Origin of the sequence: Tellurirhabdus rosea (genome assembly GCF_026278345.1) — a bacterium.
In the GTDB taxonomy this organism is placed as follows: Bacteria; Bacteroidota; Bacteroidia; order Cytophagales; family Spirosomataceae; genus Tellurirhabdus; species Tellurirhabdus rosea.
Window position 1 is genome coordinate 5,142,826 of the sequence record NZ_CP111085.1, and the last position, 26,211, is coordinate 5,169,036.

Genomic DNA, 26,211 nt, shown 5'->3' on the forward strand with positions numbered 1-26,211 from the left:
AAACTTTATGGGTATGAAAAAAAGGCTTTACCTCCTTGTGCTGGGCTTATGCTGCACTTTCCCGGCCCTTGCCCAGGACGCCATTCCGCTGAAAGGCGACGAACTGTTTGGCTCCCTGCGGGCGCGCCACATCGGCCCGGCCCTGATGAGCGGCCGGGTGTCGGACCTCGAAGGGCACCCTACCGACGCCCGGGTATTGTACGTCGGCGCGGCGGGCGGCGGTGTCTGGAAAACGACCGACGGAGGCGTTACCTACAAGCCCATTTTTGACAAACACGCGCAATCCATCGGCGCCGTGGCCGTTGACCCGAAAGCTCCGGATCAGGTGATCTGGGTCGGGACGGGCGAATGCTGGACCCGCAACAGCGTGACCATCGGCGACGGCGTTTACAAAACGACCGACGGCGGACAGAACTGGACCCGCATGGGCCTCGAAAAATCCGAACGGATCAGCGCCGTTAAAATCGACCCGAACAATCCGGCTACGGTCTACGTCGGCGTGCTGGGTGCACTCTGGGGGCCGAGCGCCGAACGGGGCGTTTACAAAACGACCGACGGCGGCAAAACCTGGGAAAAGATTCTGTTCGTGGACGAAAACACGGGCTGCGCCGACTTGGCCATCGACCCGAAGGCGCCGAACACTCTGTATGCTTCGTTCTGGGAGGCCCGCCGTACGGCCTGGTCGTTCAATTCGGGCGGAACCAAAAGTGCGCTTTACAAATCGACCGACGGCGGCAAGACCTGGAACAAGATCCACAACGGTTTTCCCGGCGGGAAACTGGGCCGAATCGCGGTGGCGATTGCGCCGTCCAGCCCGAACATTCTGTATTCGGTCATCGAATCCGAAACCGCCGAAACCAAAGGACTTTACCGCTCCGACGATGCCGGGGCCAGCTGGAAACGGACCAACGGCGACTTTGAACTCACCGTCCGGCCGTTCTATTTTTCCCGCATCGTGGTAGATCCCAGAAATCCGGAAGTGCTCTGCAAGGCGGGCCTGAGCGGGTCCATCAGTCGCGACGGGGGCAAGACGTTCCGCACGCTCGGGACCATGCACTCGGACATTCACGACATCTGGTTCGACATCAACAACTCCAACATGCTGACCGCGGCGACCGACGGCGGTGTGTACCGGTCCTACGACGGCGGCAACGTGATGGACATGGTCAAGGGACTGCCCATTTCGCAGTTTTATCAGGTAAGCGTCGACAACAGCAAGCCGTACAAAATCTACGGCGGTCTGCAGGACAACGGCTCGTGGTACGGCCCCTCGGACAGTCCGGGCGGCATCGAAAACCGGGACTGGTTCTCGGTCGGCATGGGCGACGGCTTCCGGGTGTACCGGCATCCGACCAAAGCCAACATCGTGTATTCGGAAATGCAGGGGGCCGAGAACCTCTGGCGCTACGATACCGAACGGCGGCAGGCGAAGATCATCAAGCCCTACGCCGAAGCCAATGACCCCAAACTGCGCTTCAACTGGAACGCCGCCCTGCAGATCAGCCCGCACAAACCCGACCGGCTGTACGTCGGTAGCCAGTTTCTGCACCGCTCCGACGACATGGGCGAGACCTGGACCAAGATTTCGCCCGACCTGACCACCAACGATAAGGCCAAGCAGAACCAGGAGGCGTCCGGCGGCCTGAGCGCCGATAATTCCGGCGCCGAAAATCACTGCACGATCTTCTCGGTCGCCGAATCGCCGCTGGACGAGGCCCTGATCTGGGTTGGTACGGATGACGGTAATGTGCAGGTAACGACCGACGGCGGCAGGACGTGGACCAACGTAATTGCCAACGTGCCGGGCCTGCCCAAAAACACCTGGGCCTACCACGTGGAGCCGAGCCGTTTTGATAAGGCTACGGCCTACGTGGTCTTCGACGGCCATACGCAGAACGACATGAAGCCGTACGTCTACAAAACGACCGACCTGGGCAGGACCTGGAAATCCATCGTGACACCCGACATTCAGGGGTTTGCGCGGCATCTGAAAGAAGATCTGGTGAACCCGAACCTGCTGTTTCTGGGAACGGAATTCGGCCTGTTTGTGACGGTTGACGGCGGGCAGAACTGGTCGCAGTTCCGGAACAACATGCCGCCGGTGGCCGTGCACTACATCGCCCTGCATCCGGAAGAGGCTGATCTGGTGCTGGCCACGCACGGGCGCGGCATCATCATCATCGATGACATCAGCCCGCTGCGGCAGGTGACCAAAGAGGTGATAGCCAAAGACCTGCACTTCTTCGAGACCGCGCCGACCGTCATGCGCGACGACGCGGGGTTTGTGGAAGGCGGCGATGCCGGGGAGTACGTCGGCGAGAACCCCAACCGGTCGGCTAAGATCATTTATTACCTCAAAAACCGGCACACGTTTGGCAAAATGACGCTCGAACTCTTCGACGAGACCGGCAAACGCCTCACAGACCTGACGCCGGGCAAGGCCAAAGGCATCAACATCGTGGACTGGAATTACCGGCTGAAACAGCCCAAAGTCGCCAAGGCCAAAACGCTGGCTTTCGGCGGGTTTACGGCCCCACGGCTGCCGGAGGGCAATTATCTGGTGAAGCTGACCAAGGGGGATAAGACCTACGAAACCCGCCTGGCGCTGAAACCCGACCCGAGTTCCATTCATTCGGCCGAAGACCGCAAACAGCAGTTCGACGTGACGATGAAGCTCTACAACATGTCGGAGCAGCTGGCCTGGCTGGTGGACCAGCTCGACGCCCTGCGCGACGGGGCCGCCGAACGGGTCAAACAGAACGACAAGCTCAAAAAAGCCGCCGATCCGCTGCTGAAAGACCTGGATGCGCTGAAAGAATCGCTGGTGATTACGAAGGGAGATAACTACGTCGGGACGGCTGACCCGCAGCTTCGGGAAAAGATTGCGACGCTCTACAGCGAAGTGGCGGGCTATTTCGGTCGCCCGTCGAACGCCCAGATGGCGAACCTGAATGTCCTGGAAACCCGTCTGAAAGACGCCCAGGCTAAGTTCGAAACTATCAAGGCCACCCGTTACAAAACGTTCGCTGAACGCCTGAGCAAAGAACAACTGCCCGAAATCAGCCTCAGGTCCTTCGAGGACTTTAAAAAAGAATTATGAATTGTGAGTTAAAAATTAAGAGTTAAAAGTAAGCTTCGCTGATTCAGGATATTGAACAAGCGTAGCTTACTTTTAACTCTTAACTCTTAATTTTTAACTCCTAATTATTCTCCGTAGTAATCCACATACTGCTTTGGGGTTTCGACGAGGCGGATGTGGTGGAGGCGGGCTTCGGTGATGCGGGAGAGGGCGCGTTCCAGAATTTTCCAGATTTCCATTACGAATATTTCGCAGGAAGCCATCTTGCCCTGCATGAAATCGACGTCGAGATTCAGGTTTTTGTGGTCTACTTTCTCGACAACTTCCCGTTTGATTATATCGCCAAGCTGCTTCAGATCAATGACAAAGCCCGTGTCCGGGTTCGGTTCGCCTTTGACCGTGACGATCAGTTCGAAATTATGGCCGTGCCAGTTCAGGTTGGCGCAGGGGCCAAACACCTCTTTATTTTTTTCCTCCGACCAGACCGGGTTGTAAAGCCGGTGCGCCGCGTTGAAATGTTCTTTTCGGGTAACGTAAATCATGGCTGTACAGTCGTAATCCTGATCAAATGCGGCCTTGTGCCTTCACAATAACCAACATCCGTTTCGGCTTCGGAAGTTCTGAACGGAGTGCAATACGCATGCCGGATCGACTTTTTTGCAAAATTAGGGCCTTCGGGCTTCTTAAAAAAATCTGCGGGCCGTCAATTCCAGGAATAAGCCAATTCCCTGATGAGTCAACGGGTTAGCCCCGGGAGAAGTGCTTTTGACTTGGAAATGTTCAACTATTTCGCGGAATGGTGGATAGGCGGTTGAATTAATTTGCCTTATTTTTACGGGCTGTTAACGAAATGGTAACGGCATTTATTGGGAGTATAACAAAGCCAACCTTAAAGATTGCTCAATATTGAGAAAAATATGGTCATTGTCACTGGCGCCGCAGGCTTTATCGGGAGCTGTCTGATTTCCCGGCTGAATCAGGAAAACTTCAATTTTATCATCGCCGTAGATGATTTCTCCAAAACCGAAAAGCTGCCTAATCTGGAAGGGAAACGAATCCAGGAGCGCGTGGACCGCGAGGCGTTTTTCGACTGGCTGGATGCCAACAACGAAGAGGTTGAGTTTATTTTCCACATTGGCGCCCGTACCGACACCACCGAATTTGACCGCAGCATCTTCGACCACCTGAACGTCGAATATTCGCAGAAAATCTGGCAGAAGTGCGTCGATTACCAGATTCCGCTGGTCTACGCCTCCTCCGCCGCCACCTACGGCCTCGGCGAACTCGGCTACGACGACAACGAACAGCTCATTCCGCAACTCCGCCCGCTGAACCCGTACGGCGATTCCAAGAACGACTTCGACATCTGGGCGCTGGAGCAGGAATGCAAACCGTTTTTCTGGGCCGGTCTGAAGTTTTTCAACGTCTACGGTCCCAACGAATACCACAAAGGGCGCATGGCGTCGGTGATTTTCCACGCCTACCACCAGATTCGGCAGAACGACGGCATGAAGCTGTTCCGTTCGCACCACCCGGACTTCAGGGACGGCGAGCAGATGCGGGATTTTGTGTACGTCAAGGACGTGGTGGAGGTGTGCCTGTTTCTGATGCATCACCGCCGCAACTCCGGCATCTACAACCTCGGCAGCGGTAAGGCCCGCACCTTCCTCGACCTGGCCAACAATACCTTCAAGGCCATGGACAAAGACTCCAACATCACCTTCGTGGATACCCCGGCCGACATCCGCGACAAATACCAGTACTTCACGCAGGCCAACATGAGCAAGCTCCGTTCGATTGGCTATTCGCAGCCTTTCCACACGCTGGAAGAAGGCATTGAAGACTACGTGCGGAACTACCTGACGACGGGGGAGTACCTCTGACCGCGCGGCGGACCGTCGGGATTTACGCTGATTTTAGGATTAACTCAGACGATATGTTTTCCCATAAAAAATGGCTGGTGAAGACACCAGCCATTTTTATTTAAAAGAGGCAATAGTGCCAAAACAAACGGCCCGTGTCCTCACGGGCCGTGGTTCGGAGGTACAGCCTATCCTAGCTAATCCCTAAAATCTGCCTAATCCGGGTTCACACTCATTCCCAGATCACCTCGATCACTTCCTGCTTCAGATCCACCGTCGTGCGGCGCTCGCCGTGCTGACGGGTCAGGACCAGTTTGCCGTTCTGGATGCGGGCCGCCTCCTGGGCCAGCACGTGCATTTCGTCTTTTTTCCGGAAAAGTGAAACGGTCGGTTCGTGGTAGTCGGGGAGTCTGAGGGCGTAGGTACGGCCCGTCACTTTGATGGATTTGGCCGTAGGCGGCACAAACTGGCCCTGCGCCAGCGCCAGCGCCCGCGATGCCTGCGGGACGCCGTAGCCCACAAAGTTGTTGCCGTAGGGGTACAGATGGGACGATTTTTCGATGATCGAAATCAGTTCTTTGTTGGTCAGCTTTGGATTGGCCTGCATCAGACAGGCGGCAAAGCCGGTGATGACCGGAGCCGAAAGCGAAGTGCCGTACAGCGAAAAGCAGGCAACGTTCGGTTTCAGATAGGGCAGAAACTCCGGACCGATGCTGCTGTAGCCGATGCGGTTCCAGACTTTGGCGTTGGTGGCCCCCACGGCCAGCACGCCCTGCGCGTCGGCGGGCGTCGAGATGATGCGCCACGTCCGGTCGTCGCCTTCGTTGCCGGCCGACACGATAATCAGCATGCCTTTCTTGTCGGCGGCCAGCTGGGCCGCTTTGCTGATGAGGCTCGTATGGCCGTCCATCTGGGTTGGCTGGTAATTTTCCTTCGGGTCCGAAAAGCCTTTGGCGTAGCCCAGCGAGGTGTTGATGAGCCGGACGCCTAGGCTGTCCATCCATTCCATCGCCGAAATCCAGTTGTCTTCTTCGCCCCGGAATTCGCGTCCGCCGTGGTCGGTGCGGGCGAGGTAAAACGTGGCGTCGGTAGCCAGTCCCTGCAGGACGTTATCCGCCGGGTCGAGGCCCGCAATGGCCGTCATGACTTCCGTGCCGTGAAAATCGGACATGGTTTCCAGCGACTGGAAAAAGCTGTTGAGCGGGCGCGCCGGATTGACGTAGTCCCGGATTTCCCGGATTCCTTTCCGGGCGAAAATATGCCGGAGGGCGCCGGTAGAATCGGCTCCGTGGAAGCCCGCGTCGATGACGCCGATGGAGACGTTCCGGGCGGTCAGTCCGGCACCGGCAAAGGCTTCGGCCTGAATCTGGGACATGACGGGTGCCATCTGGACGCGCGTTCCCGGCTCGGGGGTGGTACTGGTGATGATCAGATTGCGGTCAATGGCCGTGAGGTCCTTCACAAACGGAAGTTGCCGGACGCGGGTCGCCTGGTCGGGCGTCAGTTCTGCCGAAACGGCGTTGAGCCAGCGGGATTTCAAAGCCGGGCGGATACCCAGACGGGCGAGTTGTTCCACGTAGGCGGTATGAACGGGCTGATCGGTTTCATCGACGGATAAACCGCGTTGGTGGCGACTGGCCAGGGCGGCCGGAGAAAGGGAGGGAGGTAAGGAGGAGGGTTTGTCTTTGAGCTGAATCCAGTACCGCGATTGGGCTTTTACGACACCTGTCTGGCAGAACACCAGCCCCAAAAACAACAGGAGAATTTTTTTCATTGAGACGAATCTGTCAACTTTATGCCCATTAAATTAAAGATAAAATACCAACGTTCCGCTACCGGAGCGGTAAAATTGATTCCATGCGCTACCAACCCATTTCCAGTCAACTGTTTATCCGAAACCGCCAGCGGCTGCTGACGATGCTTCAGCCCTACTCGCTGGTCATCCTGCATTCCAACGACATCATGCCCACCAACGCCGACGGGACAATGGGCTTCCGGCAGAACAGCGACCTGTTTTACCTGACCGGCGTCGATCAGGAAGAAACCATGCTGGTGCTTTGCCCGGACCATCCGGACGAGAAATTCCGGGAAGTGCTTTTCCTGCGCGAAACCAGCGAACTCATCGAAATCTGGGAAGGCCATAAACTCACCAAGGAAGAAGCCGAGCAGACCTCCGGCATCCCGGCCCGGCAGATTTACTGGACGAGCCAGTTCGAGACGGTCTTCATCAACATGGTCTTTGAGGCGGAGACGATCTATCTCAACAGCAACGAGCACACCCGGAATTCCTCGGAGGTCGAGTCGCGCGAGAGCCGCCAGATTCGCCAGTTTCGGGACCGATACCCGCTGCACCATCTGAAGCGGCTCGCGCCGCTGATGCACAACCTGCGGGCGATCAAACAGCCGGAAGAGGTGGAACTGATGCGGGAAGCCTGCCGGATTACGGAAGCGGGTTTCCGGCGGCTGCTGAATTTTGTAAAGCCCGGCGTGCAGGAGTACGAAATCGAAGCCGAACTGCTGCACGAGTTTGTCCGCCAGCGTTCGCGCGGCTTTGCCTACACGCCCATCATCGCCTCGGGGGCCAATGCCTGCGTGCTGCACTACATCGCCAACGACCAGCCTTGCAAGGACGGCGACGTCATCCTGCTCGACGTGGCGGCCGAATACGCCAACTACAACGCCGACCTCACGCGCTGCCTGCCCGTCAGCGGACGGTTTACGCCCCGTCAGAAGGACGTTTACAATGCCGTGCTGCGGGTGATGAACGAGGCGAAGAAAATGCTGGTGTCCGGCAACCTCTGGGATGAGTACCACGTCGAGGTGGGCAAGGTCATGGAGTCGGAGCTGATTGGACTGGGGCTGCTCAAAAAGCACGAAGTGGAGGCCCAGGACCCGGCCGCCCCGCTCTATAAAAAGTATTTCATGCACGGCACCTCCCACTTCCTGGGACTCGACGTGCACGATGTGGGGAACAAATACCGGCGTTTCGAACCGGGAATGGTCTTCACCTGCGAACCCGGCATCTACATCCGCGAGGAAGGTCTGGGCATTCGTCTGGAAAACAACATTCTCATCACCGAATCCGGCAACATCGACCTGATGGCAACCATCCCCATCGAAGCCGACGAGATCGAAGAATTAATGACCAACAAACAGTCGTAAGTCGTAAGTGGCTCCGCCGTTTCCTAGACTTGGCGGAGCCACTTACGACTTACGACCGTTTTTGCCTTACGACTGTTTCTGACTTTCTTCCTCTTTGAGGGCTAGATCGAGGCCGTGATAGATGCTTTGGATTGCCCGTTCGATGCGCTGCCAGCCGTCTTCAGACTGCAGGTCAACGTCCAGAATTTTATAACTATATGCCGAGAGCATGCCCAGATGCGTGATGCCCGCCAGCATGACCGCCGTGATGGCCGCCGGGTCCTTTGACCCGTGCGGGGCAAACTGGGCGACTACCTTCTGCAACGATTCATTGCGGATGTCTGCCAGTTTTTTGCTCAGATCAGAGGTGATGTTGGCCAGTTCCCACTTGATGAGCTCCTGGGAAGAGCGGCGGCTTTTCAGCTCCCGAAGCAGACTGACCATGTAATCGGTCCAGATACGGCTCCGGTTCTCCGTGGTCATTCCTTCGGCATTGGATTCCAGAAACTGTTCGTTGAAGAAGGACAGGAAATGGCCCTGCTGGATAAAACGCTCCATCAACCCCTCATACCCGCCGAAATACCGATATATCAAAACTTTGTTGACTCCTGCTTTTTCGGCAACTGCGTTGATGCCGGCTTTCTCGGCACCCCGTTCGGCAATCACCTCACCCAGCGCATTCAGGATGCGCTCCATCGTCATCTGCCGATTTCGTTTAATTACTTTTTTCATAATACGTCAAGTAATTACCGGACAAAAAGCGTGCCTTGCACACCGCTGGTAATTAATGCCTACAAGATATTCGTGACAATAGTGTCATTATGAGAAACGACAAAGTTACCGATAACTGATATTTTGTTAACTAAAATTGAATTAAAAAGGGCAGATGGGTTACTTTAAGCCCGTTCGGGGAAGGCGCAGAGCTCTTCCCGCAGCTGTTCGGTGGCCTCAACTAATTCGAGGCGCGAGGGGATTACCGGAAGCCAGAACGCTGAGGATAAATCGGTATGCCAGTACGGCGAGGCTTCGCAGTCGAGTTTGATCTGGAGCAGAAAATCGGTTGCGCTTACGGAGAGGCATTCGAAACTCAGACAAGGCTCGGTGAACTGAAGCCGGGGCAGCGGCTGGGAAGTGGTGGCGATAAAATTGAGCCATTTAACCAGCAGTTCCAGCTCCCAGGTAAGCAGGAGCGGGGCGGTCAGCGTCGCTTCGTGCCCCTGCCAGCGGGTACGCAATCCCATCAGCAGCCAGTTGCGGTCGAGGTTCGAGGCAGAATGCTGGTATTCATAATCCAGTATGTTGAGCTCAAAAGTGCTCCGGGGACCAGTAAGTATCATGATGGTTAGGGGTAGGGTGAAAGGAAAGCCGCGAATACTGACGTACGGACGTACCTATACGTAAAGAAATGACACCCTTACAAGAAGCCCCGGCGGAACTTAGCGGCGGAGGAGAACCTATAGGTCAAATGTACTAGTAGAAGGGTTAGGATAAAACCGTACGGCTTTTTTTTTAGTTCGGACGCAAATCTTTTTTAATGCGAACGCGCCACACAACCCGCCGGTCTCTATCTTTGCGCGTATTTTCGGGCCCTCGTCGGGGCCTGTTCCAATCAACTGACTGATACAGAGATATGTCTAAAGTGCTCATTATCGGAGCCGGGGGCGTAGGAAGCGTCGTGGCACACAAATGCGCCATGAACGCCGACGTTTTCACGGAGATCATGCTCGCCAGCCGGACCGTTGCCAAGTGCGAAAAAATTGCGGCCGAAATCAAGGAAATGCACGGCGTCACGATCCAGACGGCCCAGGTGGATGCCGACGTGGTGGCCGAAGTCGTGATGCTTATCAAGCGTTTTCAGCCGGTGCTGGTCATCAATGTGGCCCTGCCGTACCAGGACCTGCCCATCATGGATGCCTGCCTGGAAACCCGGACGCACTACCTCGACACGGCCAATTACGAGCCGAAAGACGTGGCCAAGTTTGAATACAGCTGGCAGTGGGCTTACAAAGAGCGCTTCGAGCAGGCGGGCATCATGGCCCTGCTGGGCTGCGGTTTCGACCCCGGCGCGACGCAGGTCTTCACGGCCTACGCCGCCAAACACCACTTCGACGAGATGCACTACCTCGACATTGTGGACTGCAACGCGGGCAACCACGGAAAGGCGTTCGCCACCAACTTCAACCCCGAAATCAACATCCGCGAGATTACCCAGCCGGGCCGCTACTGGGAGAATGGCGAATGGGTCGAGATTCCGGCCATGTCCATCCACAAACCGATTGCCTATCCGGCCATCGGCGAGCGCGAGTCGTACGTGCTCTACCACGAGGAACTGGAGTCGCTGGTCAAAAATTTCCCCACGCTGAAGCGCGCCCGCTTCTGGATGACCTTCGGCCAGGCGTACATCACGCACCTGCAGGTCCTGGAAAACGTCGGCATGACGAGCATCAAACCCATCAAATTCCAGGGCGTCGATATCGTACCGCTTGAGTTCCTGAAAGCCGTGCTGCCCGCTCCGGATACGCTGGGCGAGAACTACACCGGCCAAACCTCCATCGGCTGCCAGATCAAGGGCATCAAGGACGGTCAGGAAAAAACGTATTTCATCTGGAACAACTGCGACCACGCCGAAACCTACAAAGAGGTACGCGGGCAGGCCGTCAGCTACACGACCGGCGTTCCGGCCATGATCGGCGCCATGCTGATGCTGAAAGGCGAGTGGATGAAACCCGGCGTCTGGAACTGCGAGGAAATGAACCCAGACCCGTTCATCGAACAAATGAACAAACAGGGGTTGCCGGTGCAGGACGCGGTGAACCAGCCCCTGAGCGTGGAAGCGTAACAAGGATTGATGGGTTGAATGATGGATGGATGGACCGGTCGATCGGACGTAACATCTTCTAATTCAATCATTCAACCCATCAATCCTTGCTTTTTAATGTAGCTTTTTGTAAATTAATTCTGCTTTTCTTGCAATCCGAAGTACGATCAATGTAAGCGGCCGCCGGACGCTCTATTGAGCATGGAGTCCGGAGGGGCAGGAGCTATCCCAGAGCGATGTTGATGCTAACGCGGCCGGAGTAATTACACTTTCCGGTCCAATCTTTACTTCCATAACCGAATGGCTGTAAGTCTCTGGGTATGTTTGTTCAATGCCGCTTTTACGGCGGTTTTCCTTTTCAGCATTCTGCTGGCGGGCATACAGTACGTCTTTCGCCGCGACCGCGCGCTCTGGTACTATGCCGCCTATCTGCTGTCGTGCTGCCTGTTTTTCCTCTTCGACCGGCCTTCCCTGCCCCTGATCGAACCGATTTTTCCGGCCTGGCCGCTCTACGTGGACCAGTGGAGTACGCTGCTGAATCTGGCGAATCTGGTTTTTTACTTTCTGTTTGCCAATGAGTTTCTGTTCTTCCGCACCGTCGATCCCCGGACGAGCCGAATGCTCAGGCTGGTCGTCTGGGCACTGGTGGGCTATCTGCTGCTGGACCGGGTGCTGGTCTGGGGCTTCGGCATTTCGGACGTCGGCCGCTGGGGCAGCGAACGGGTGAAGGAAATTCTCGGCGTTTTCGGCCTGTATATTCTGTACCGGGTTTTCCGGCTGCGCAATCCGATGGTGAGTCTGTTCGCCGTCGGTTCCCTCTGTTTTACCGTCGGGTCGCTGACGGCCCTGGTGCTGGCGCGACTGGACAGGCCGTTTGCGACGGACGAAGCGCCTTTTTTGTTCGTTCAAATCGGGTGTCTGCTCGAAATTACCTTTTTCAATCTGGGGCTGAATTACCGCGCCCGGCAACTGGAACAAAGCAACCTGCAACTGGCGCTGGCGTCGCAAGGTGAGCGGGACCGCATCGCCCGCGACCTGCACGATGATGTCGGGAGTGTCCTGAGCAGTCTGGCCTTTTACAGCGACGCGGCCGGGCAATTGTACCAGCGCGGCCGCTACGGCGAGCTGTACGAACTGCTCCAGAAAATCGCCGCTCAGGCCCGGCGGACCATCGAGCAGATGAGCGATGTCGTCTGGTCGATTCAGGACCCGATGCCCAGCGCCGAATCGCTGCGGGCCCGCCTGCTGAAGACCGCCCACGACCTGACGACTTCCGGCCATCAGACGATTACGGTTTCAACCCCGCTTTCGGCCCTGCATACAGATGCGGTCCTGCCCGCCAATGTTCTGCGCAATCTCTACCTGATTGGCAAGGAAGCGCTGCACAATGCGGTCAAATACGCCGGGGCCCACGAAATCCGGCTGGCGGTTTTTTACGAAGGACCCTCGCTGGTCATGGAAATAAAGGACGACGGCTGCGGTTTTGAGCCAGACCAGACGGGGTCCGGAAACGGCCTGTTCAACATGCAGCAGCGGGCCGAAACCGCCGGGGCTTCGCTCGATCTGAAGTCCGTACCGGGCGTCGGGACCGTGGTGCGGGTGCAGTACACGCCCGACCCGGCGAAAGACAATCACTCCGTCGCGGGCCTCGACGATCCGGTCACGATGGCGGAACTGAGGCGGCAACCTGTTAACAAACCGGATAATGCGGGTCACGTTATTTGAAGATGATGCCGCTCTGCGGGATTCCCTGCGGGTTTTGTTCAGCAGCCTGCCCGGGATTGAGCTGGTGGGGGCGCACGCCAGCCCCCGGCAGTGGTCGCTTCACCTGCCGCACGAGCGGCCGGATGTGATTCTGATGGATATCGAAATGCCGGGACTCAACGGCATCGAGGCCACCCGGGCCATTCACGCGGCCTTTCCGGAAATCAACATTGTCATGCTGACGGTTTTTCAGGAAGACGACAAAATCTTCCAGGCGCTCTGTGCCGGAGCGGTGGGGTATCTGCTGAAACAGTCAACCCCGACCCAGCTGGTCGAGGCGCTGCGGGATGCCTGCGCGGGCGGCTCGCCCATGTCTCCGGCCATTGCCCGCCGGACCGTACACCTGTTTCAGCGACTGGCCGGCAACCGGCCGACTTCTGCCCCTGTACAACCCCTGACGCTTCGGGAACGCGAAACCCTGCGCTATCTGGTCGACGGCCTGAGCTACAAACTGATTGCCGACCGGATGGGCATCAGTTACGAAACCGTACGCTCGCACATCAAGCATATCTACGAAAAACTGCACGTCGCCTCCATGACGGAGGCCGTCGCCAGGGCCCTGCGGGAAGGGCTTGTGTAAGGCTGCACGTTTGCTCAAATCCCCATAATTGGGGATTGCGCTGGCGGCGGTTTCGGCTAAACTTTGTCCAGCTTCCGCTTTCCGACTCGCTATCCACACTTTTTCTGCTTTCCACAGCAGCCTTACCTATATCTTTCGGCCAAAGTCGACAAGCGGGGTATGGGTAAGGCTTTTTTAAAGCCCGAAAACCATGATTTCACTAACTGTCCTTTATCCAAAGACCGCCGAAAGCCATTTCGATATGGCCTATTACCTCCAGAAGCACGTTCCGCTGGTGCAGAAACGCCTCTCGCCGCTGGGGCTGGTGCAGATAGAACTGGAAGAGGGCGTGGCAGGCGGCGCGCCGGACACAAAGGCAGGTTTCGCCGTGATCGGGCGGCTGTATTTTCCCGCCATCGAGGATCTGCAGAAGGCCCTCGCCGCTCACGGCCCCGAGCTGATCGGCGACATTCCGAACTTCACCGATGTGCCGCCGCAAATGCAGGTAAGCCGCCTTCTTGACGTTCCTGCGCCGGTCTGACCGGGCAGGCGCTGGTCCGGAGTCTGAGAAAGGAAAGATTGAGGATCTTTCATAACCATAAAGCCGCCCCGGATTTCCAGGACGGCTTTATTTTCTTTCGTCTATAGGTACAGTTAATGGATTCGATTACTGCGGACCCGTCGTTCGCGTGTCCCAGAAGACCGGGCGTTCGCTCAGGTTGCCGTTGGCCCGCTGCTTCAGGTTCGGATTGGCGTCAACTTCCTGCTGCGGGTAGGGCAGGGCGCGGGGCACCCGGCCGCTGTTGCCCAGGTTCGGATTGCTGGTCGGAATCTTCGACAGATCGGGGAAGCCCGTCCGCCGCCAGTCGTTCCAGGGTTCGACCGCGACCATGTAGTTAGCCACGTATTTCTCCTCAATGATCTGCCGCAGCCGGGCGTCCGGGGTGCCGGTCAGCGTGCCCTGCCGGGCGATGTAGGCATCCGCCTGAGCAGCTACCCCGGCATTGGCAAACGACGCCCGGATGCCCGCCTGATAGAAGCGTTCGGCATCCGCCGCGGTCCCGACGCCATACCGCAGCGCCAGTTCGGCCCGGATGAAGTTGTATTCGGAGAAAAGCAGCATCCGGATGGGAGCCGACCCGTCGTAGTTCAGGCCCGTTGCGCCCGAAACGGTCAGGTTCGGTCCGGCCGGGATGGCCGTCGTGGTGACGGCCCCGCGCACGTAGGTGTGCAGCCGGGACAGGTTGTTACGGACCGTGTTGTTGCCGGTGCCGTTCGCCAGTCCGACATAGCCCGTCGTGCCGCTCGGCGGCGTGGTGAGGTTCGCCGGGCTGAACGGCATGGGCGTAAAGTACGATGCCCGCCGCGGGTCGGCCTTGCCGTTCATCAGGTTGACGATGGTGGCGCTGACGGCAATATCGTCGGTCCGGGAAAGGATGAACTGGTGAATCGGATTCTGCTTGTTGGCCACCGTTTCAAAACGAAGCTGAAAATCGTCGGCGGTCGAGGCCATGAAGTTGGCTTCGTTGGCCTGGACAAAGGCGGCTACCGCCTGGGGCGTCACGGTGTTGGCATTCAGCATGTGCAGATACAGCCGCAGTTTCAGCGTGTTGGCGAGCCGGATCCAGCGCTGGGCGTTCCCGCCGTAGAAATAGTCGTCTCCGGCCGGGGCGGTCAGCGAGGAGGTCTTGCGCAGGTCGGCAATGCCTTCGTCGATGAGTTTGATGAGGTTGTCGTAAATATCCTTCGACGCATCGGGTTTCGGCTGCAGATTGTCGGTGCCCTTAAACGCCTCGGTATAGGGTACGTCGCCCCAGAGGTCGGTAATGACGCCAAACGAAAATGCTTTGAGCACTTTGGCAATACCGAAATAGAACGGGTGCGTGGCCGTTGCGTCGCGGCGAAGAATCTGCTCCAGGTCGGCCAGCGGACCGGCGTAGAAATTGGCCCGGAACGTCTGGTTGACTTCCGTCGGCTGGATGGTATAGGCATCGTACGCCTCGGTCTGCCGGCCGTTCTGGGCGGCAAACTGCTGCGAGAACAGCATCGTATAGCGGTGAATGTCGCTGCCCATCGTGTAGCCGATGTTGCCGCCCGCGCTGGTCAGCAGCAGGTTCGGCGTGCTCGACGTGGCGAGGTTGGGATTGACGTTCGTTTCCAGAAAATCCGAACAGCCGGTGGCGCTCCACAGCAAAGCGGCGAGGGGCAGGGCCTGAATGAGTTTCTTGTATGGTTTCATGGGATGAAGTCTTTGGATGGGGATGGATTAAAACGAAGCCCGGAAAACGACGCCGTAGGTGCGGGCCTGCGGCAGCGTGTTGAATTCGATACCCTGGACGTTCTGGTTGCTGCCGACGTTGACCTCGGGGTCGATGTGCGGCACTTTGGTCCACAGCAGCAGGTTCCGGCCGTTGATGCCGATATCGAGCGTCCCGAACGGCGTCCGCTGCAGGATGGACTTCGGCAGCGTGTACGTCAGGCTGGCTTCGCGCAGGCGGGTCCACGAACCGTCGAAAACGCCCATGCCCGGCACGTTGAAGCTGTACAGGTTACTCCAGTACTGCTGGCTGGAAATGGCGACGTTGTTCGGACTTTCGGAGCCCTGCAAGACGCCCGGAATCACGTAGTCGCGGGTGGGCTGGCCGCTGGCGTCGAAGCGGGGACGTTCTGCCGTTTCGATGGCGCTGCCCGTCCGGCGTACGTCGTTGATGACGCGGCTCAGGATATCGCCGCCCCGCTTGAACTCGATCAGGAAATTCAGCGCCAGTCCTTTGTAGGCAACGTTGGACACTACGCCGCCCGTCCAGCGCGGGTTGGGGTCGCCGACCCGCTGCACCCCGGCGGTGTTGATGATGGGCAGGCCGGTGGTGGGGTTGATCACCAGGCGGCCCTGCGCATCCCGGAGCAGCGTATTGGCGTAAATCACCCCGAACGGCTGACCGGCTTCAATGCGGCCCTGGGCCGTGGTGAAGGGCCCGAGCGATACGTTCTGCACACCCGGGGCCAGCGAAATTACATTGTTACGCACCCGTGAGCCGTTGAAGGCAAAATCCACTTTCAGGTCGTTGCGCTTGATGGGCGTAAACGAGAGGCTCCATTCCCAGCCGTTCGACTTCAGTTCCCCGGCGTTTTTGGCAATGGACGTAAAGCCCGACGCTCCGGCCACCGGCACCTGCAGAATGATGTCCGTCGAACGCTGGTCAAAATACGTCAGGTCCAGCCCGATCCGGTTCTGCCAGAAACGCAGTTCGCCGCCCACTTCCCAGCTCCGGGTGAATTCGGGGCCGAGCTGCGGGTTGCCCGTGTCATCCTGCAGGCGGCGGCCCAGCTGTCCCTGGAACGGATACTGCAGCTGCGTGCCCCAGCCATCCTGCGGGTTCGACTGTTCGAAGTAAACGTCCGTGGAGTACACCGACGCCTCGCGGCCCACCTTGGCCCAGGCGGCTTTGAACTTGGCAAACGTAAGGAAATTCTGCTGCCTGAGCACCTCCAGCGCGTCGGTGGCAATGAGGCTGCCCGAAAACGAGGGGTAGAAATACGAACGGTTGTTGCGCCGGAAGGTCGATGACCAGTCGTTGCGGCCCGTCGCCTCGAAGTTGGCCCAGCCCTTGTAATTCAGCGAAACACTGCCGTAAAGTCCAAAGAGCCGTTTCTGTTCGCGCCACGTAAACGGTACGTAGTTGATGGTGTTGGTAATGTGCTCGAAGTCGCGGGTCAGCATGGTGTTGCCCACCACAATCTGGTCGTTGGAACTCAGCAGGTTGATTTCATTCCCAAACAGGGCCGTCAGGTTCAGGCCCTCCATCAACTGGCGGTTGACGGTGAAGTTGTTGTAGAAGCTCGTTTCCTGGCGGTAGATGTTCCGGTCGCCCACGGCCCCCACGCCCTGAACGGCATGGTTGGCCTGGCCGCGCGCGCCGATGGCATCGACCGTTTTCCGGCGTTCGGTAAACATGTCCGTCCCGATCCGGCCGTTGTAGCTCAGCCAGTCCGTGAATTTGAACGTTGCGTTGACGTTTCCGATCAGGCGGCTGCGTTCGTCGCCGTACTTGTTGTTGCGCAGCGTCCAGTACGGATGGTCGGTATTGTTGTTGAAATAAACCTGCGAGCCGTCCGGGCGTACCCAGGGTTCGTTGGCCAGGTCATAGTCGCGCGGCAGAAACCAGCCCCGGAACAGCGGGTTGGACAGCTGGTTGCCGATCTGCGAACGATTGGACGTGTTGTAGATGTACTGGATGTTGGTTCCCAGCGTCAGGCGGTTGGTGAGCTGCGAACTGGCGTTGGCCGTGAAGGTGTGCCGGTCGAGGTTGTTGGCCTCCATAAACCCTTTTTCCTTCAGCATGCCGTAGGAGAAGTAATAGTTGGTGCGCTCGCTGGCTCCCGAAAAACTCAGGTTGTGCTGCATGTTGTAGCCTTGGCGGAACATGTCGCGCACGTTGTTGGGATAAGCCGTCAGCCGGACCGAATCGGGCAGACCGAACAGGGCCCGGTCGGCAGCCGAGTAGGCGCTGGCTACGTTCTGACCCCGGATGACCGGCCCCCAGTTCGACTGGTCGGCGTTGGGCTGGAAAATGCCGGGAACCGGGTTGCCGGCGGCGTTCAGCGAAGTGCCGCGGGCGTATTCATTCTGGTAATCCGGAAAGCGGTTCGGCTCCACAATGTTGTACGAGCCGGTATAGCTGACCGTATTTTTCTTGTTGGCGTTGTATTTTCCTTTTTTGGTTGTCACCATGATGACCCCACCGGCAGCCCGCGAGCCGTACAGCGCCGCCGCGGCCGGTCCTTTCAGCACCGTAATGGTCTCGATGTCGTCCTGGTTAAGGTCCAGGGCCCGGTTGGAGTTGGAAACGCCCGTCTGCGAGTTGGAAACCGACAGCGGACCGGTGCCGAAGCGGTTGGCGTCGCCCGTTCCCGCCGTGCCGCCGCCGTTGTCGATGGGGATACCGTCCACGACGAAAAGCGGCTGGTTGCTCTGCGTGAACGTCGTGAAGCCCCGGATGAAAATACTCGACGAGGAACCCGTCATCCCGTTGGAACCGGAGATCCGGACGCCCGGAATTTTGCCGTTCAGGGCGTTGACGAGGTTGGTCGTTCGGGCAACGGTAAGCTCGGTATTTTTGAGCGAGGTCTGCGAAAAGCCCAGTCCTTTGCTGGAACGCTCGATCCCGAGGGCCGTCACCACCACTTCCTCCAGCTGGCGGGTATCGTTGACCAGCTCTACATTTACGACCGTCTGGTTTCCGACCGGCACTTCGCGTGACAGCATGCCGACAAAGCTGAAGACCAGCACGGCATTGTCCGGAACACTGATGCGGTAAGAACCCGAAACGTCCGTGGTCGAGCCCCGCGTTGATCCTTTGACGGCTACGTTCACTCCCGGGATAGCACTGCCGTCATTCTGCCCGGTAACGCGCCCCGTGACCACGCGTTCCTGCGCCCGGGCGGTCAGCCCGGTCATCAACAGGCAGACGGAGATGAGTAGTAAAAAATACTGCTTCATGGCGTTGTAATTTGTTGATAGATAGGTTTTGGAAAGGAACTAAGTATTTATACGGCCAAATATATGAAACTAGTACTTACTTGTGATGAAAGTAATGCTATTTTTTATGCAAGCTTCATCTTTCGTTTTGAAAACAAAAAAGCCGTAAGAATACATCCTACGGCTTTTCGGCTATCTTAACCAAAACTAACTTAGTAAAACTTTGATGGGCAAATATAATAAGGAGTTACAAGAATAAAAGTATTACTACAAAAAATAATTTATTTACTACTTAATTTCGGGAAGGATACTGCCAAAAAATGAAAACCAGCCACGGGCACAGACTGGTTTTCACAGCTCTTCTCTGTTCAAAAATTACTGGATCAGAACGTCCAGCAGCGGCGTAAAGGGCGTTCCCATAGGGTTTTGCGTAATGCCCGGACCGGAGTTGGTCGCCGAGAACGTGCGACCATCTTTCATGACGGCCACAAAGCGCACCCGCAGCCGGTCGTTGGCCCGCAGATCGCTGGCTCCCAGCCCGACTTTACTAAGCATTTCTACCAGCGGGATCTGGTCTTTCCCGTTCAGGGCCGCTACCGGTTTCAGGAGCACGCCATTGGGGGCGGCGGCCGCGGTGGGCGTTACCGTGGTTCCCCGCACGTGGCTGACGTAGGCATCGACCCGCTCGATCTCGTTGGCGTTCAGACTCTGGGTTGTGAAGCTCGCTGTGGCCGTGGCCGCGCCCGTCAGCGAGACCGGAATGGTGTTGACGTTGGCGGCGGTCACCGTGGCGGGCAGCGGATCGGGCCGGGCCACGAAATGCACCCCGTTCTTAATCTCCGGAAACGGATTCTTCGCTTTGTCTTCGCAGGAAAAAAGGACCGTCAGCGCCAGCAGCAGCAGGCTGTAATGAAGTATCTTTTGCATGTTGGTTCGTGTTTATTTCTGCCAGAAAACTTTGTCATTCGCAATGACCCGTTGCGCCGGGGCTTTCGGATTGAGATTCAGCTCGGTCTGCGCGAGCGGGAACGACTGCGGAAAGCCCCGGTTGACGGCCGTAAAGGCAAGGCCGTCGTTGTTGGGATCAAACACGCGCGGATAGCCCGTCCGCCGGATGTCGTTGTACGATTCGAGTCCGAAACCGAAATTGGAAATCCACTTCTGGGTCATGATGTGTTCAAGTTTGCCCTCGGCCCCGGCGGCATCGAATCGGGCCAGCACGGCATCGACGTACGACTTGATGGCGGCCGCCGAAAGCGCCGGCGCACTGGCGGTCGTGGCCGCCGCGTTCACCTCCGCAAACGCCGCGTTCATGCCCTGTTCCAGAAAGTCGCGGGCGTTGCCGGTCGTCACGCCCGCCTGCGCCAGCTCCGCCCGGATGAACAGGTAGGAATGGTATGGCAGAATCCGCTGCGGCCCGTCGCCCCGGGCCGAGGCCCCGCTGACCCCCGCCGCCGTCACGCCGTTGCCGTCATCGTACCGCCCCCCGGCGAAATACAGGCCCACGATGGTCTGGGACGATGACTGGTCGAAGCCCTGGTTAGGACCCTGCGAAGAAAAGAAGATGGACACGAAGTTTCCGTTCCGGTATTCCACTGCATTCTGGGCCGTGGGCCGGGCGTTCGACAACTGGTTGAAGTAGTAGTACGGAATCCGCGGGTCCTGAATGCCCTGCAGCAGCGGGTTCCAGGTGCCGGTGCCGAGCAGCAGGTCGTGGAAGTACGGACTGATGTAATTATCCCGGCCCGTGGTCGTGATGTTGTATTCCTCCCGGAAAGCCGGGTTGCGGTTGTCTGGGGCGCTGGCTGTGCCGTAACGCAGCGCGAACCCGTCGCCGGGACCGATGAAGTCGTTTTCGGCAATCAGGGCCGTGACCGGCGTGCGGACGTCCTGCACGAGCCGCACCTGGTTGTACAGCTTCAGCTTGAGCGTCTTGGCAAACTTCCGCCAGCGGACCAGGTTGCCGCCGTAGATCAGGTCATCGGCCGCCGGATTGAGGGCCGACTGTTTGGCCAGATTGGCGATGCCCTGGTCGATCAGCGTGAACAGCTGGGGGTAGATGTCCGCGCCCTTGTCAAATTTGGGGGCCGGGTTCTGGTCGGGCTGGTTGGCTTCCGTGAACGGAATGTCGCCCCAGACGTCCACCATGTAGCTGAAGGCCATCGCTTTCATAATTTGGGCGATGCCCACGTACCCAAACTGGTTGGCGGCGGTTCCCTGCTGTTCGAGCACGCTCAGGTTCTGAATGGCCCGGTACAGGTTCTGCCAGGCCTGCGTCAGGCCGAAGTCCTGCCCGGTGATGGCGTACTGGTCGTTGGTGCTCCGCTGGGTTACCTGATGGGCAAAGACGTTCGCCGCGTTGGACAGGCCCGGAGGCCCCGAGCCCAGTGAGTTGACAATGTCCAGCTGTGCATTGGTCAGCAACTGGGCCGTAGTGACCGACGACGGGTTGTTGGGGTCGGTGTTGACATCCAGCGTACAGGCATTGACCAGCAGCAGGAGCAGGGTCAGGGCTGGAAAGGAAAATCGTTTTATGGAGCGCATACGAGTTCGGATTTTCGATGGGCTGGAATTCCGCAGGGTTCTGTCCGGCGAAGCCAGCGTGACTGGTTGGATTTTCGGCGTTGGTCAGAAAGTCATCCGCAGGTTGACGCCCAGACGCCGGACCGAAGGGGCCGTGAAAAAGTCGATGCCCTGGGTGTTGGTGTTGCCGAAGGTGTTGACTTCCGGGTCAAAGTTGGCCGCTTTCGGGAAATTGGGCGCGTTGAACCACAGGTTGCGGCCCGTCAGGCTCAGGTTCACCGATCCGAACGGCAGTTTGGTCAGCCAGGCCTTCGGCAGGGTGTAGCCAAGCGAAATTTCCCGCAGGCGAATCACCGTGGCGTCCCAAACCGAAAATTCGTTCGGGGCGTTGATGGCCAGCGAACCGCCCGCCGCCTGGAAATACACGTTGTTTTCCAGCACCTGAATGGTGTTCGGAATGGGCTTGCCTTCGCCGTCCAGCAGGGGCTTCAGCGTATTGGCATCGCCGAGGACCCCGGCCAGCACGCGCGGAATTTCGCGGTTCTCGGTGTCTTTCGTCACCCCCCGACCCAACAGAAACTGGTTTGTCCACGAATACAGGTCGCCGCCGTGCCGGTAGTCGATCACCGCGCTCAGAGACAGGCCCTTGTAGCTGAAGGTGTTGGTCAGGCCCAGCGTGAATTTCGGGTTGGGGTTGGCGATGATGCCTTGGTTGACGTCCGGAATGGTCAGGCCCGTCAGCGGGTTAATGAGCACGTTGCCGTTTTCATCCCGTGCCACTTTGGTGCCCCGCAACACGCCGAACCATTCGCCCGGCCGCACCACCGGCACCGGCTGGTTGGTGAAAATATTGCGCAGAATGACCTCCTGCACCCCGTCGGCCAGCGATTCCACGATGTTGCGGTTCTGGGTGTAGGCCGCAAAAATATCCCATTTGAACCCGCTGCTGAGCTGCACCGGCGTCACGCTGAGGCCAATTTCGACCCCCGAGTTGCGGATGGCACCGAAGTTGGTCAGCAGAAAGCTGTACCCGGTCGACTGCGGCAGGGCCCGGCGGGCGATGATGTCCGTGCTGAGGCGGTTGTAATACGTAAAGTCCAGGCTGGCGCGGCCCCGGAAAAATTCCAGATTGACCCCCGTTTCGATTTCGGTCGTAAACTCCGGTTTCAGGTTGGGGTCGAACGCAACGGCCGCCACCGAGGCCCCGGCCTGTCCGTTGAACGGATAGTCGTTGTACCGGGTGGACCCCTGCTGGTTCGAACTTTCACCCAGATTGACGCGGTAGGTGTTGACGGTCTGGTACGGGGCTGCATCCCGGCCGACCTTCGCGTAGCCCAGCCGCAGTTTCCCGCTGCTGAGGATGTTGGACGTCAGCTTGAAGGCATCCGTAAACACCAGCGAACCACTGGCCGAGTAGTAGAAATACGACCGGTTGTTGCGCGGCAGGGTCGACGACCAGTCGTTGCGGCCCGTCAGGTTGAGGAAGAAAAAGTCCTTGTAGCCGAAGGTCATATCCGTAAAGCCCGCATAGAGTCGCCGCTGCTGGGTGTAGGTATTGCCGGTATTGGGCGTGACGGTGTTCACGTTCGTAATGAGGTCAATGCCGCGCACCACGATACCCAGGCCGTTGACACTCGTCTGGTCGTTGAGCCGCTGGTTGTAGTTCCCGCCCAGAATGGCCCGGAACGAAATGTCCGGCGTGAGGTTCCGGTCGAAGTTCAGCAGCAGGTTATGGTCCTGTTCGCCAAACGAAACGGCATCGAACTGCATGTTGCCGATGCCCTGCGCCCCGGACAGCGATCCGGCCGAAATCCGCTGGAAGCTGTTGTCGTTGTAGGCATTGTAGCCGCCTTTGTAGGTCACGTTCAACCACTTGGTGAGGTCGTACGACAGGGTTCCGTTGACCACGATGCGGTTGACCTTGCTGGTGTAAATGCTGTTGTTGACCGACCAGTACGGGTTATCGGCCTGCCCGAAGGGGAAGAAGAACACGCCGTTGCCGAACGGGTCCTGGTACGGCAGCTGGTCGAGCGGCCAGTTGCGCGGCTGCTGGAACATCCGGGCCAGCGGAGAGGTGCCGTCCGCGCCGAACAGGGGGCTGTTCTGAATCGTGTTGGTGTAAGCCAGATTGGCACCGACCGTCAGCCCGTTGTCGAGGTTCGTGTTGCCCCCGACGCTGACGTTCGTCCGTTCAAAACCGGAGCCGGGGAAGTAGCTTTTCTGATCCGTCCGCGACACGACGGCCGTCACGCTGGCTTTCGGCCCGCCGCCCGACACCGAAATGGAGTTTTCGAACAGACTTCCCTGCCGGAAGAAGTTGCGGACGTTATCGGGATAGGCCCGGTAGGGGACATTCCCGTTCGCGCGCAGTCCGTACTGGGCCGCCAGAGCCGGGTAGTTGGCCGCAAAGGTATTGTAGCCGACCCAGACGGGAATAGAGTCCACGCCGGAGGTATTCGCCACCCAGTTGCCGTTGGCGGCATAAGTCCGGCCCAGCCCGAAGGCCGGTCCCCAGGTGCCGTTGGCGTTGGCGTAGACGCCCTGCGAACCCGAGCCGTAGGTGTTTTGAAAGTCGGGATAGCTGGCGATGTTTTCGGCCGAAAACGAGGTGTTGAACGTCACTTCCAGTCCTTTCTTGGACGGCCGGTTGGTGCCGGATTTGGTCGTAATGACGATGACGCCGTTGGCCGCGCGCGTTCCATAAAGGGCGGCGGCGGCGGCTCCTTTCAGGACCGTCATGGAGGCGATGTTGTTGGGGTCGAGGTCGGCAATGCGGCTCGACACGGCGGCCCCGTTGTCCCGGAAACTGGCGTTTTCGTTCAGGCTGTTGTCGTACGGAATGCCGTCCACCACAAAAAGCGGCTGGTTGGTTCCCAGAAACGAGTTGGCTCCCCGGATGGTGATGCGCGCCGAACTGCCCGCCGTACCGCCCGAGCCGTTGATGTTGACGCCCGGAATCTTGCCCTGCATGGCCCGCAGCACGTCCGGCTCCGATTTCTGCACCAGCCGGTCGGCCGACAGCCGTTCGACCGAGTAACCCAGCGACCGGTTCTGGCGCTCAATCCCGACGGCCGTCACCACGACCTCGCTCAGCATTTTCAGGTCCGGCACCAGGGCGACGTTCACCACCGTGCGGTTGCCCACCGCCACTTCCTGCGGCAGCATGCCCACGAAGCTGAACACCAAAGACTGGCCGTCGGGAACGGCAAGCCGGTAATTTCCTTCCGTGTCTGTTGATGTGCCCCGGGTCGATCCTTTGAGCGAGACGTTGACGCCCGGGATGGGAGCCCCGTCCTCCGAACCGGTCACTTTACCGGTTACAGTTCGGTCCTGCGCCCGGGCTGTTCCCGCGCCCGTCAGTAGCCCGAAAAGCAGCAATAAGGGTAAAAGCTTTCTCATAGAAGATGATTTTTTGTAACAGGCTCAATTTAAATTCATTGAGGTACTCTGCTTTCACCTTAAATGAGGGATATTGCTTAGTCAGGATGGGGGAGAAATGCTTACGGGAGCGGGGTGGCAAGGGGCCGGAATGCCATGGAATGGGGGAAAAGTGCTTAATCAGATTGGGGGAGAAAGCTGGAAATTTTTTGCTATCTGCCCAGCCAGCCTCCCCGGAATCCGGCCCGGTTGAGGCCCCGGCGGATGTGGGGGTTCTGCATCATCAGGTTCCAGATGAAACCGGTGCGGTAATTTTCGGTCATGAGCAGGATCGGGCCGCTGTCGATGCCGAGGTAATCCCCGTCAAACCAGCCCTGCCCGTCGCGCGTCGGGTACGAAAGATTGAAGGCGTCCTTAAAACCGTATTTGCCGTAAATTCTGGTTCCAAACGACCGCTTCATGTGCTGGAGGGCTGGAATGCAGATTTCCGGGGCGAACGGAACCGAGCCGCCCGCGGCCGTGGGCGCAATCGTGCCGTCGTCTACGATCTGCGTGGCGGCGGCCCCGCGGGCGCGGTAAGAGAAAAAGGAACGGCCGTTGATGGTCGTGTCCTTGGGCCCGTCGCAGGCGGTCAGGCCCCAGATGTCGGGTCCGTAGCCCCGCCATTGCATCGGGTTGGCGATGCAGTACGTCCGGTTGGCGTAGGTGGCCCGGCGGCTGTTTTCGAAATAAGTAATGCCTTTCTGGCGGTTGTAGGCGTCCCGGATATCGCGGAAATCGACCCAGATGTGCGAATACTGGTGTCCGAAGAGCGGGTCAAAATTGATATGTTCCTGTTCGTAAAACGTCTTCCAGTCGTAGGTGCGCGTCCACTCGGTCCACGCCTCCGGTTCGAGGGGGAAAGTCGGCGAGCCGAGCGCCAGAATGTACAGAATCATCGCTTCGTTGTAGCCTTGCCAGTCGGCCTCGATAAACCCTTTTTCGGGATGCCAGCCCATGCTCACCAGCGGCTTGCGGTCGGACCGTCGCACGGCCTGCATGAACCGCCAGTCGACGCGCCGGTAGATGCGGTCGGCCAGCGTCCGGATTTCCCGTTCGGTTTCGCTTTTTCCCGAAAAATAAGTCTGACAGCTCAGCACGCCCGCCAGCAGCAGCGCCGTGTCGATGGTCGAAAGCTCCACCTGTTTGAAACGGTGGCCGGTTTTCATGTCCAGAAAATGGTAGAAAAAGCCCCGGTAGCCCGCCACGCCCGCCGCCTCGGCCGACTGCGGGGCATTGGCGAAAAAACGAAGTGTCCGGCGCGTGCGTTCGGCCGCTTCGTCCCGCCGGATGTAACCCCGTTCGACCCCGACCAAATAGGCCGTCAGCCCGAAACCGGTGGCGGCAATGCTGGAAAAAGACGGCGTCGGGTGGCGGTCCGGGATGAGGCCGTGCGGATTATCGCCCAGTTCCCAGAAATAAAGAAACGTGTCGCGCTGCAGCGAGTCCAGAAAGCTTTTGGAATAGACGGCCTGGGCGGACAGGAGCCGGGGCAGATGCAGCAGGACAACTATGATTATGAGTAAACGGAGTGTCGATTTCACGCAGATTTTCGGAGATTAAAAGCAG

17 protein-coding genes are annotated in these 26,211 nt (G+C 58.3%); 7 read left to right on the top strand and 10 right to left on the bottom strand.

Translation table 11 applies throughout. From position 1 onward, the window contains the following. Positions 1–13: 13 nt before the first annotated feature. Positions 14–3,100, top strand: a complete 3,087-nt coding sequence (locus ORG26_RS21715; protein WP_266365586.1) for a VPS10 domain-containing protein — start codon at positions 14–16, stop codon at positions 3,098–3,100. Positions 3,101–3,204: 104 nt separating this feature from the next. Here ORG26_RS21715 and ORG26_RS21720 read toward each other — a convergent pair whose 3' ends face one another. Next, positions 3,205–3,621 (bottom strand): 6-pyruvoyl trahydropterin synthase family protein, encoded by a 417-nt coding sequence (locus ORG26_RS21720; RefSeq protein WP_266365588.1) that lies wholly within the window; start codon positions 3,619–3,621, stop codon positions 3,205–3,207. A gap of 375 nt (positions 3,622–3,996) precedes the next feature. Between ORG26_RS21720 and rfaD the strand changes: the two genes are divergently transcribed. Beyond that, a complete protein-coding gene (rfaD, locus tag ORG26_RS21725; RefSeq protein WP_266365590.1) occupies positions 3,997–4,962 on the top strand; it encodes an ADP-glyceromanno-heptose 6-epimerase in 966 nt (321 codons plus the stop codon). A gap of 211 nt (positions 4,963–5,173) precedes the next feature. On the opposite strand, the gene ORG26_RS21730 is transcribed toward rfaD, so the two are convergent. Continuing rightward, positions 5,174–6,715, bottom strand: a complete 1,542-nt coding sequence (locus ORG26_RS21730) for a S8 family serine peptidase (RefSeq protein ID WP_266365592.1) — start codon at positions 6,713–6,715, stop codon at positions 5,174–5,176. An 83-nt stretch (positions 6,716–6,798) separates the two neighbouring features. Between ORG26_RS21730 and ORG26_RS21735 the strand changes: the two genes are divergently transcribed. Next, complete coding sequence (locus ORG26_RS21735) at positions 6,799–8,103, top strand: aminopeptidase P N-terminal domain-containing protein (RefSeq protein ID WP_266365594.1); 1,305 nt, start codon at positions 6,799–6,801, stop codon at positions 8,101–8,103. A gap of 66 nt (positions 8,104–8,169) precedes the next feature. Here ORG26_RS21735 and ORG26_RS21740 read toward each other — a convergent pair whose 3' ends face one another. Both ORG26_RS21740 and ORG26_RS21745 read right to left on the bottom strand, forming a co-directional pair. Continuing rightward, the gene (locus ORG26_RS21740) at positions 8,170–8,814 is read right to left on the bottom strand and encodes a TetR/AcrR family transcriptional regulator (protein WP_266365596.1); all 645 of its coding nucleotides are present in this window, start codon (positions 8,812–8,814) and stop codon (positions 8,170–8,172) included. A 164-nt stretch (positions 8,815–8,978) separates the two neighbouring features. After that, positions 8,979–9,419 carry a WapI family immunity protein gene (locus tag ORG26_RS21745; protein WP_266365598.1) on the bottom strand — a complete coding sequence of 147 codons (441 nt, stop codon included), beginning with the start codon at positions 9,417–9,419 and terminating at the stop codon, positions 8,979–8,981. A gap of 293 nt (positions 9,420–9,712) precedes the next feature. Here ORG26_RS21745 and ORG26_RS21750 point away from each other — a divergent pair, with 293 nt between their 5' ends. From ORG26_RS21750 to ORG26_RS21765, 4 genes are all read left to right on the top strand, one after another. Continuing rightward, positions 9,713–10,921, top strand: a complete 1,209-nt coding sequence (locus tag ORG26_RS21750) for a saccharopine dehydrogenase family protein (protein WP_266365600.1) — start codon at positions 9,713–9,715, stop codon at positions 10,919–10,921. Positions 10,922–11,200: 279 nt separating this feature from the next. Continuing rightward, positions 11,201–12,625, top strand: coding sequence for a sensor histidine kinase (locus ORG26_RS21755; RefSeq protein ID WP_266365602.1), 1,425 nt, complete (start codon positions 11,201–11,203; stop codon positions 12,623–12,625). Further along, complete coding sequence (locus tag ORG26_RS21760) at positions 12,606–13,244, top strand: response regulator (RefSeq protein WP_266365604.1); 639 nt, start codon at positions 12,606–12,608, stop codon at positions 13,242–13,244. The genes ORG26_RS21755 and ORG26_RS21760 overlap by 20 nt, the downstream gene beginning before the upstream one ends. A 190-nt stretch (positions 13,245–13,434) precedes the next feature. Continuing rightward, complete coding sequence (locus tag ORG26_RS21765; protein WP_266365606.1) at positions 13,435–13,764, top strand: EthD family reductase; 330 nt, start codon at positions 13,435–13,437, stop codon at positions 13,762–13,764. Between the two features lie 126 nt (positions 13,765–13,890). On the opposite strand, the gene ORG26_RS21770 is transcribed toward ORG26_RS21765, so the two are convergent. From ORG26_RS21770 to ORG26_RS21795, 6 genes are all read right to left on the bottom strand, one after another. Beyond that, positions 13,891–15,462: a SusD/RagB family nutrient-binding outer membrane lipoprotein gene (locus ORG26_RS21770; RefSeq protein ID WP_266365608.1), complete on the bottom strand. Its 1,572-nt coding sequence runs from the start codon at positions 15,460–15,462 to the stop codon at positions 13,891–13,893. Between the two features lie 27 nt (positions 15,463–15,489). Beyond that, positions 15,490–18,723, bottom strand: coding sequence for a SusC/RagA family TonB-linked outer membrane protein (locus ORG26_RS21775; protein WP_266365610.1), 3,234 nt, complete (start codon positions 18,721–18,723; stop codon positions 15,490–15,492). A gap of 354 nt (positions 18,724–19,077) precedes the next feature. Next, positions 19,078–19,629 (bottom strand): hypothetical protein, encoded by a 552-nt coding sequence (locus ORG26_RS21780; protein WP_266365612.1) that lies wholly within the window; start codon positions 19,627–19,629, stop codon positions 19,078–19,080. 12 nt (positions 19,630–19,641) lie between these two features. Continuing rightward, complete coding sequence (locus ORG26_RS21785) at positions 19,642–21,246, bottom strand: SusD/RagB family nutrient-binding outer membrane lipoprotein (RefSeq protein WP_266365614.1); 1,605 nt, start codon at positions 21,244–21,246, stop codon at positions 19,642–19,644. An 84-nt stretch (positions 21,247–21,330) separates the two neighbouring features. Further along, positions 21,331–24,624 (bottom strand): SusC/RagA family TonB-linked outer membrane protein, encoded by a 3,294-nt coding sequence (locus tag ORG26_RS21790; RefSeq protein ID WP_266365616.1) that lies wholly within the window; start codon positions 24,622–24,624, stop codon positions 21,331–21,333. A 191-nt stretch (positions 24,625–24,815) separates the two neighbouring features. Continuing rightward, entirely contained in the window at positions 24,816–26,186 is a 1,371-nt protein-coding gene (locus ORG26_RS21795; protein WP_266365618.1) for a glucoamylase family protein, read from the bottom strand. Positions 26,187–26,211: the final 25 nt, after the last annotated feature.

Coding starts and splice junctions, on each gene's coding strand:
- ORG26_RS21715 (WP_266365586.1), top strand. CDS start 14: ATGAAAAAAAGGCTTTACCTCCTTGTGCTGGGCTTATGCTGCACTTTC.
- ORG26_RS21720 (WP_266365588.1), bottom strand. CDS start 3,621: ATGATTTACGTTACCCGAAAAGAACATTTCAACGCGGCGCACCGGCTT.
- rfaD (WP_266365590.1), top strand. CDS start 3,997: ATGGTCATTGTCACTGGCGCCGCAGGCTTTATCGGGAGCTGTCTGATT.
- ORG26_RS21730 (WP_266365592.1), bottom strand. CDS start 6,715: ATGAAAAAAATTCTCCTGTTGTTTTTGGGGCTGGTGTTCTGCCAGACA.
- ORG26_RS21735 (WP_266365594.1), top strand. CDS start 6,799: ATGCGCTACCAACCCATTTCCAGTCAACTGTTTATCCGAAACCGCCAG.
- ORG26_RS21740 (WP_266365596.1), bottom strand. CDS start 8,814: ATGAAAAAAGTAATTAAACGAAATCGGCAGATGACGATGGAGCGCATC.
- ORG26_RS21745 (WP_266365598.1), bottom strand. CDS start 9,419: ATGATACTTACTGGTCCCCGGAGCACTTTTGAGCTCAACATACTGGAT.
- ORG26_RS21750 (WP_266365600.1), top strand. CDS start 9,713: ATGTCTAAAGTGCTCATTATCGGAGCCGGGGGCGTAGGAAGCGTCGTG.
- ORG26_RS21755 (WP_266365602.1), top strand. CDS start 11,201: ATGGCTGTAAGTCTCTGGGTATGTTTGTTCAATGCCGCTTTTACGGCG.
- ORG26_RS21760 (WP_266365604.1), top strand. CDS start 12,606: ATGCGGGTCACGTTATTTGAAGATGATGCCGCTCTGCGGGATTCCCTG.
- ORG26_RS21765 (WP_266365606.1), top strand. CDS start 13,435: ATGATTTCACTAACTGTCCTTTATCCAAAGACCGCCGAAAGCCATTTC.
- ORG26_RS21770 (WP_266365608.1), bottom strand. CDS start 15,462: ATGAAACCATACAAGAAACTCATTCAGGCCCTGCCCCTCGCCGCTTTG.
- ORG26_RS21775 (WP_266365610.1), bottom strand. CDS start 18,723: ATGAAGCAGTATTTTTTACTACTCATCTCCGTCTGCCTGTTGATGACC.
- ORG26_RS21780 (WP_266365612.1), bottom strand. CDS start 19,629: ATGCAAAAGATACTTCATTACAGCCTGCTGCTGCTGGCGCTGACGGTC.
- ORG26_RS21785 (WP_266365614.1), bottom strand. CDS start 21,246: ATGCGCTCCATAAAACGATTTTCCTTTCCAGCCCTGACCCTGCTCCTG.
- ORG26_RS21790 (WP_266365616.1), bottom strand. CDS start 24,624: ATGAGAAAGCTTTTACCCTTATTGCTGCTTTTCGGGCTACTGACGGGC.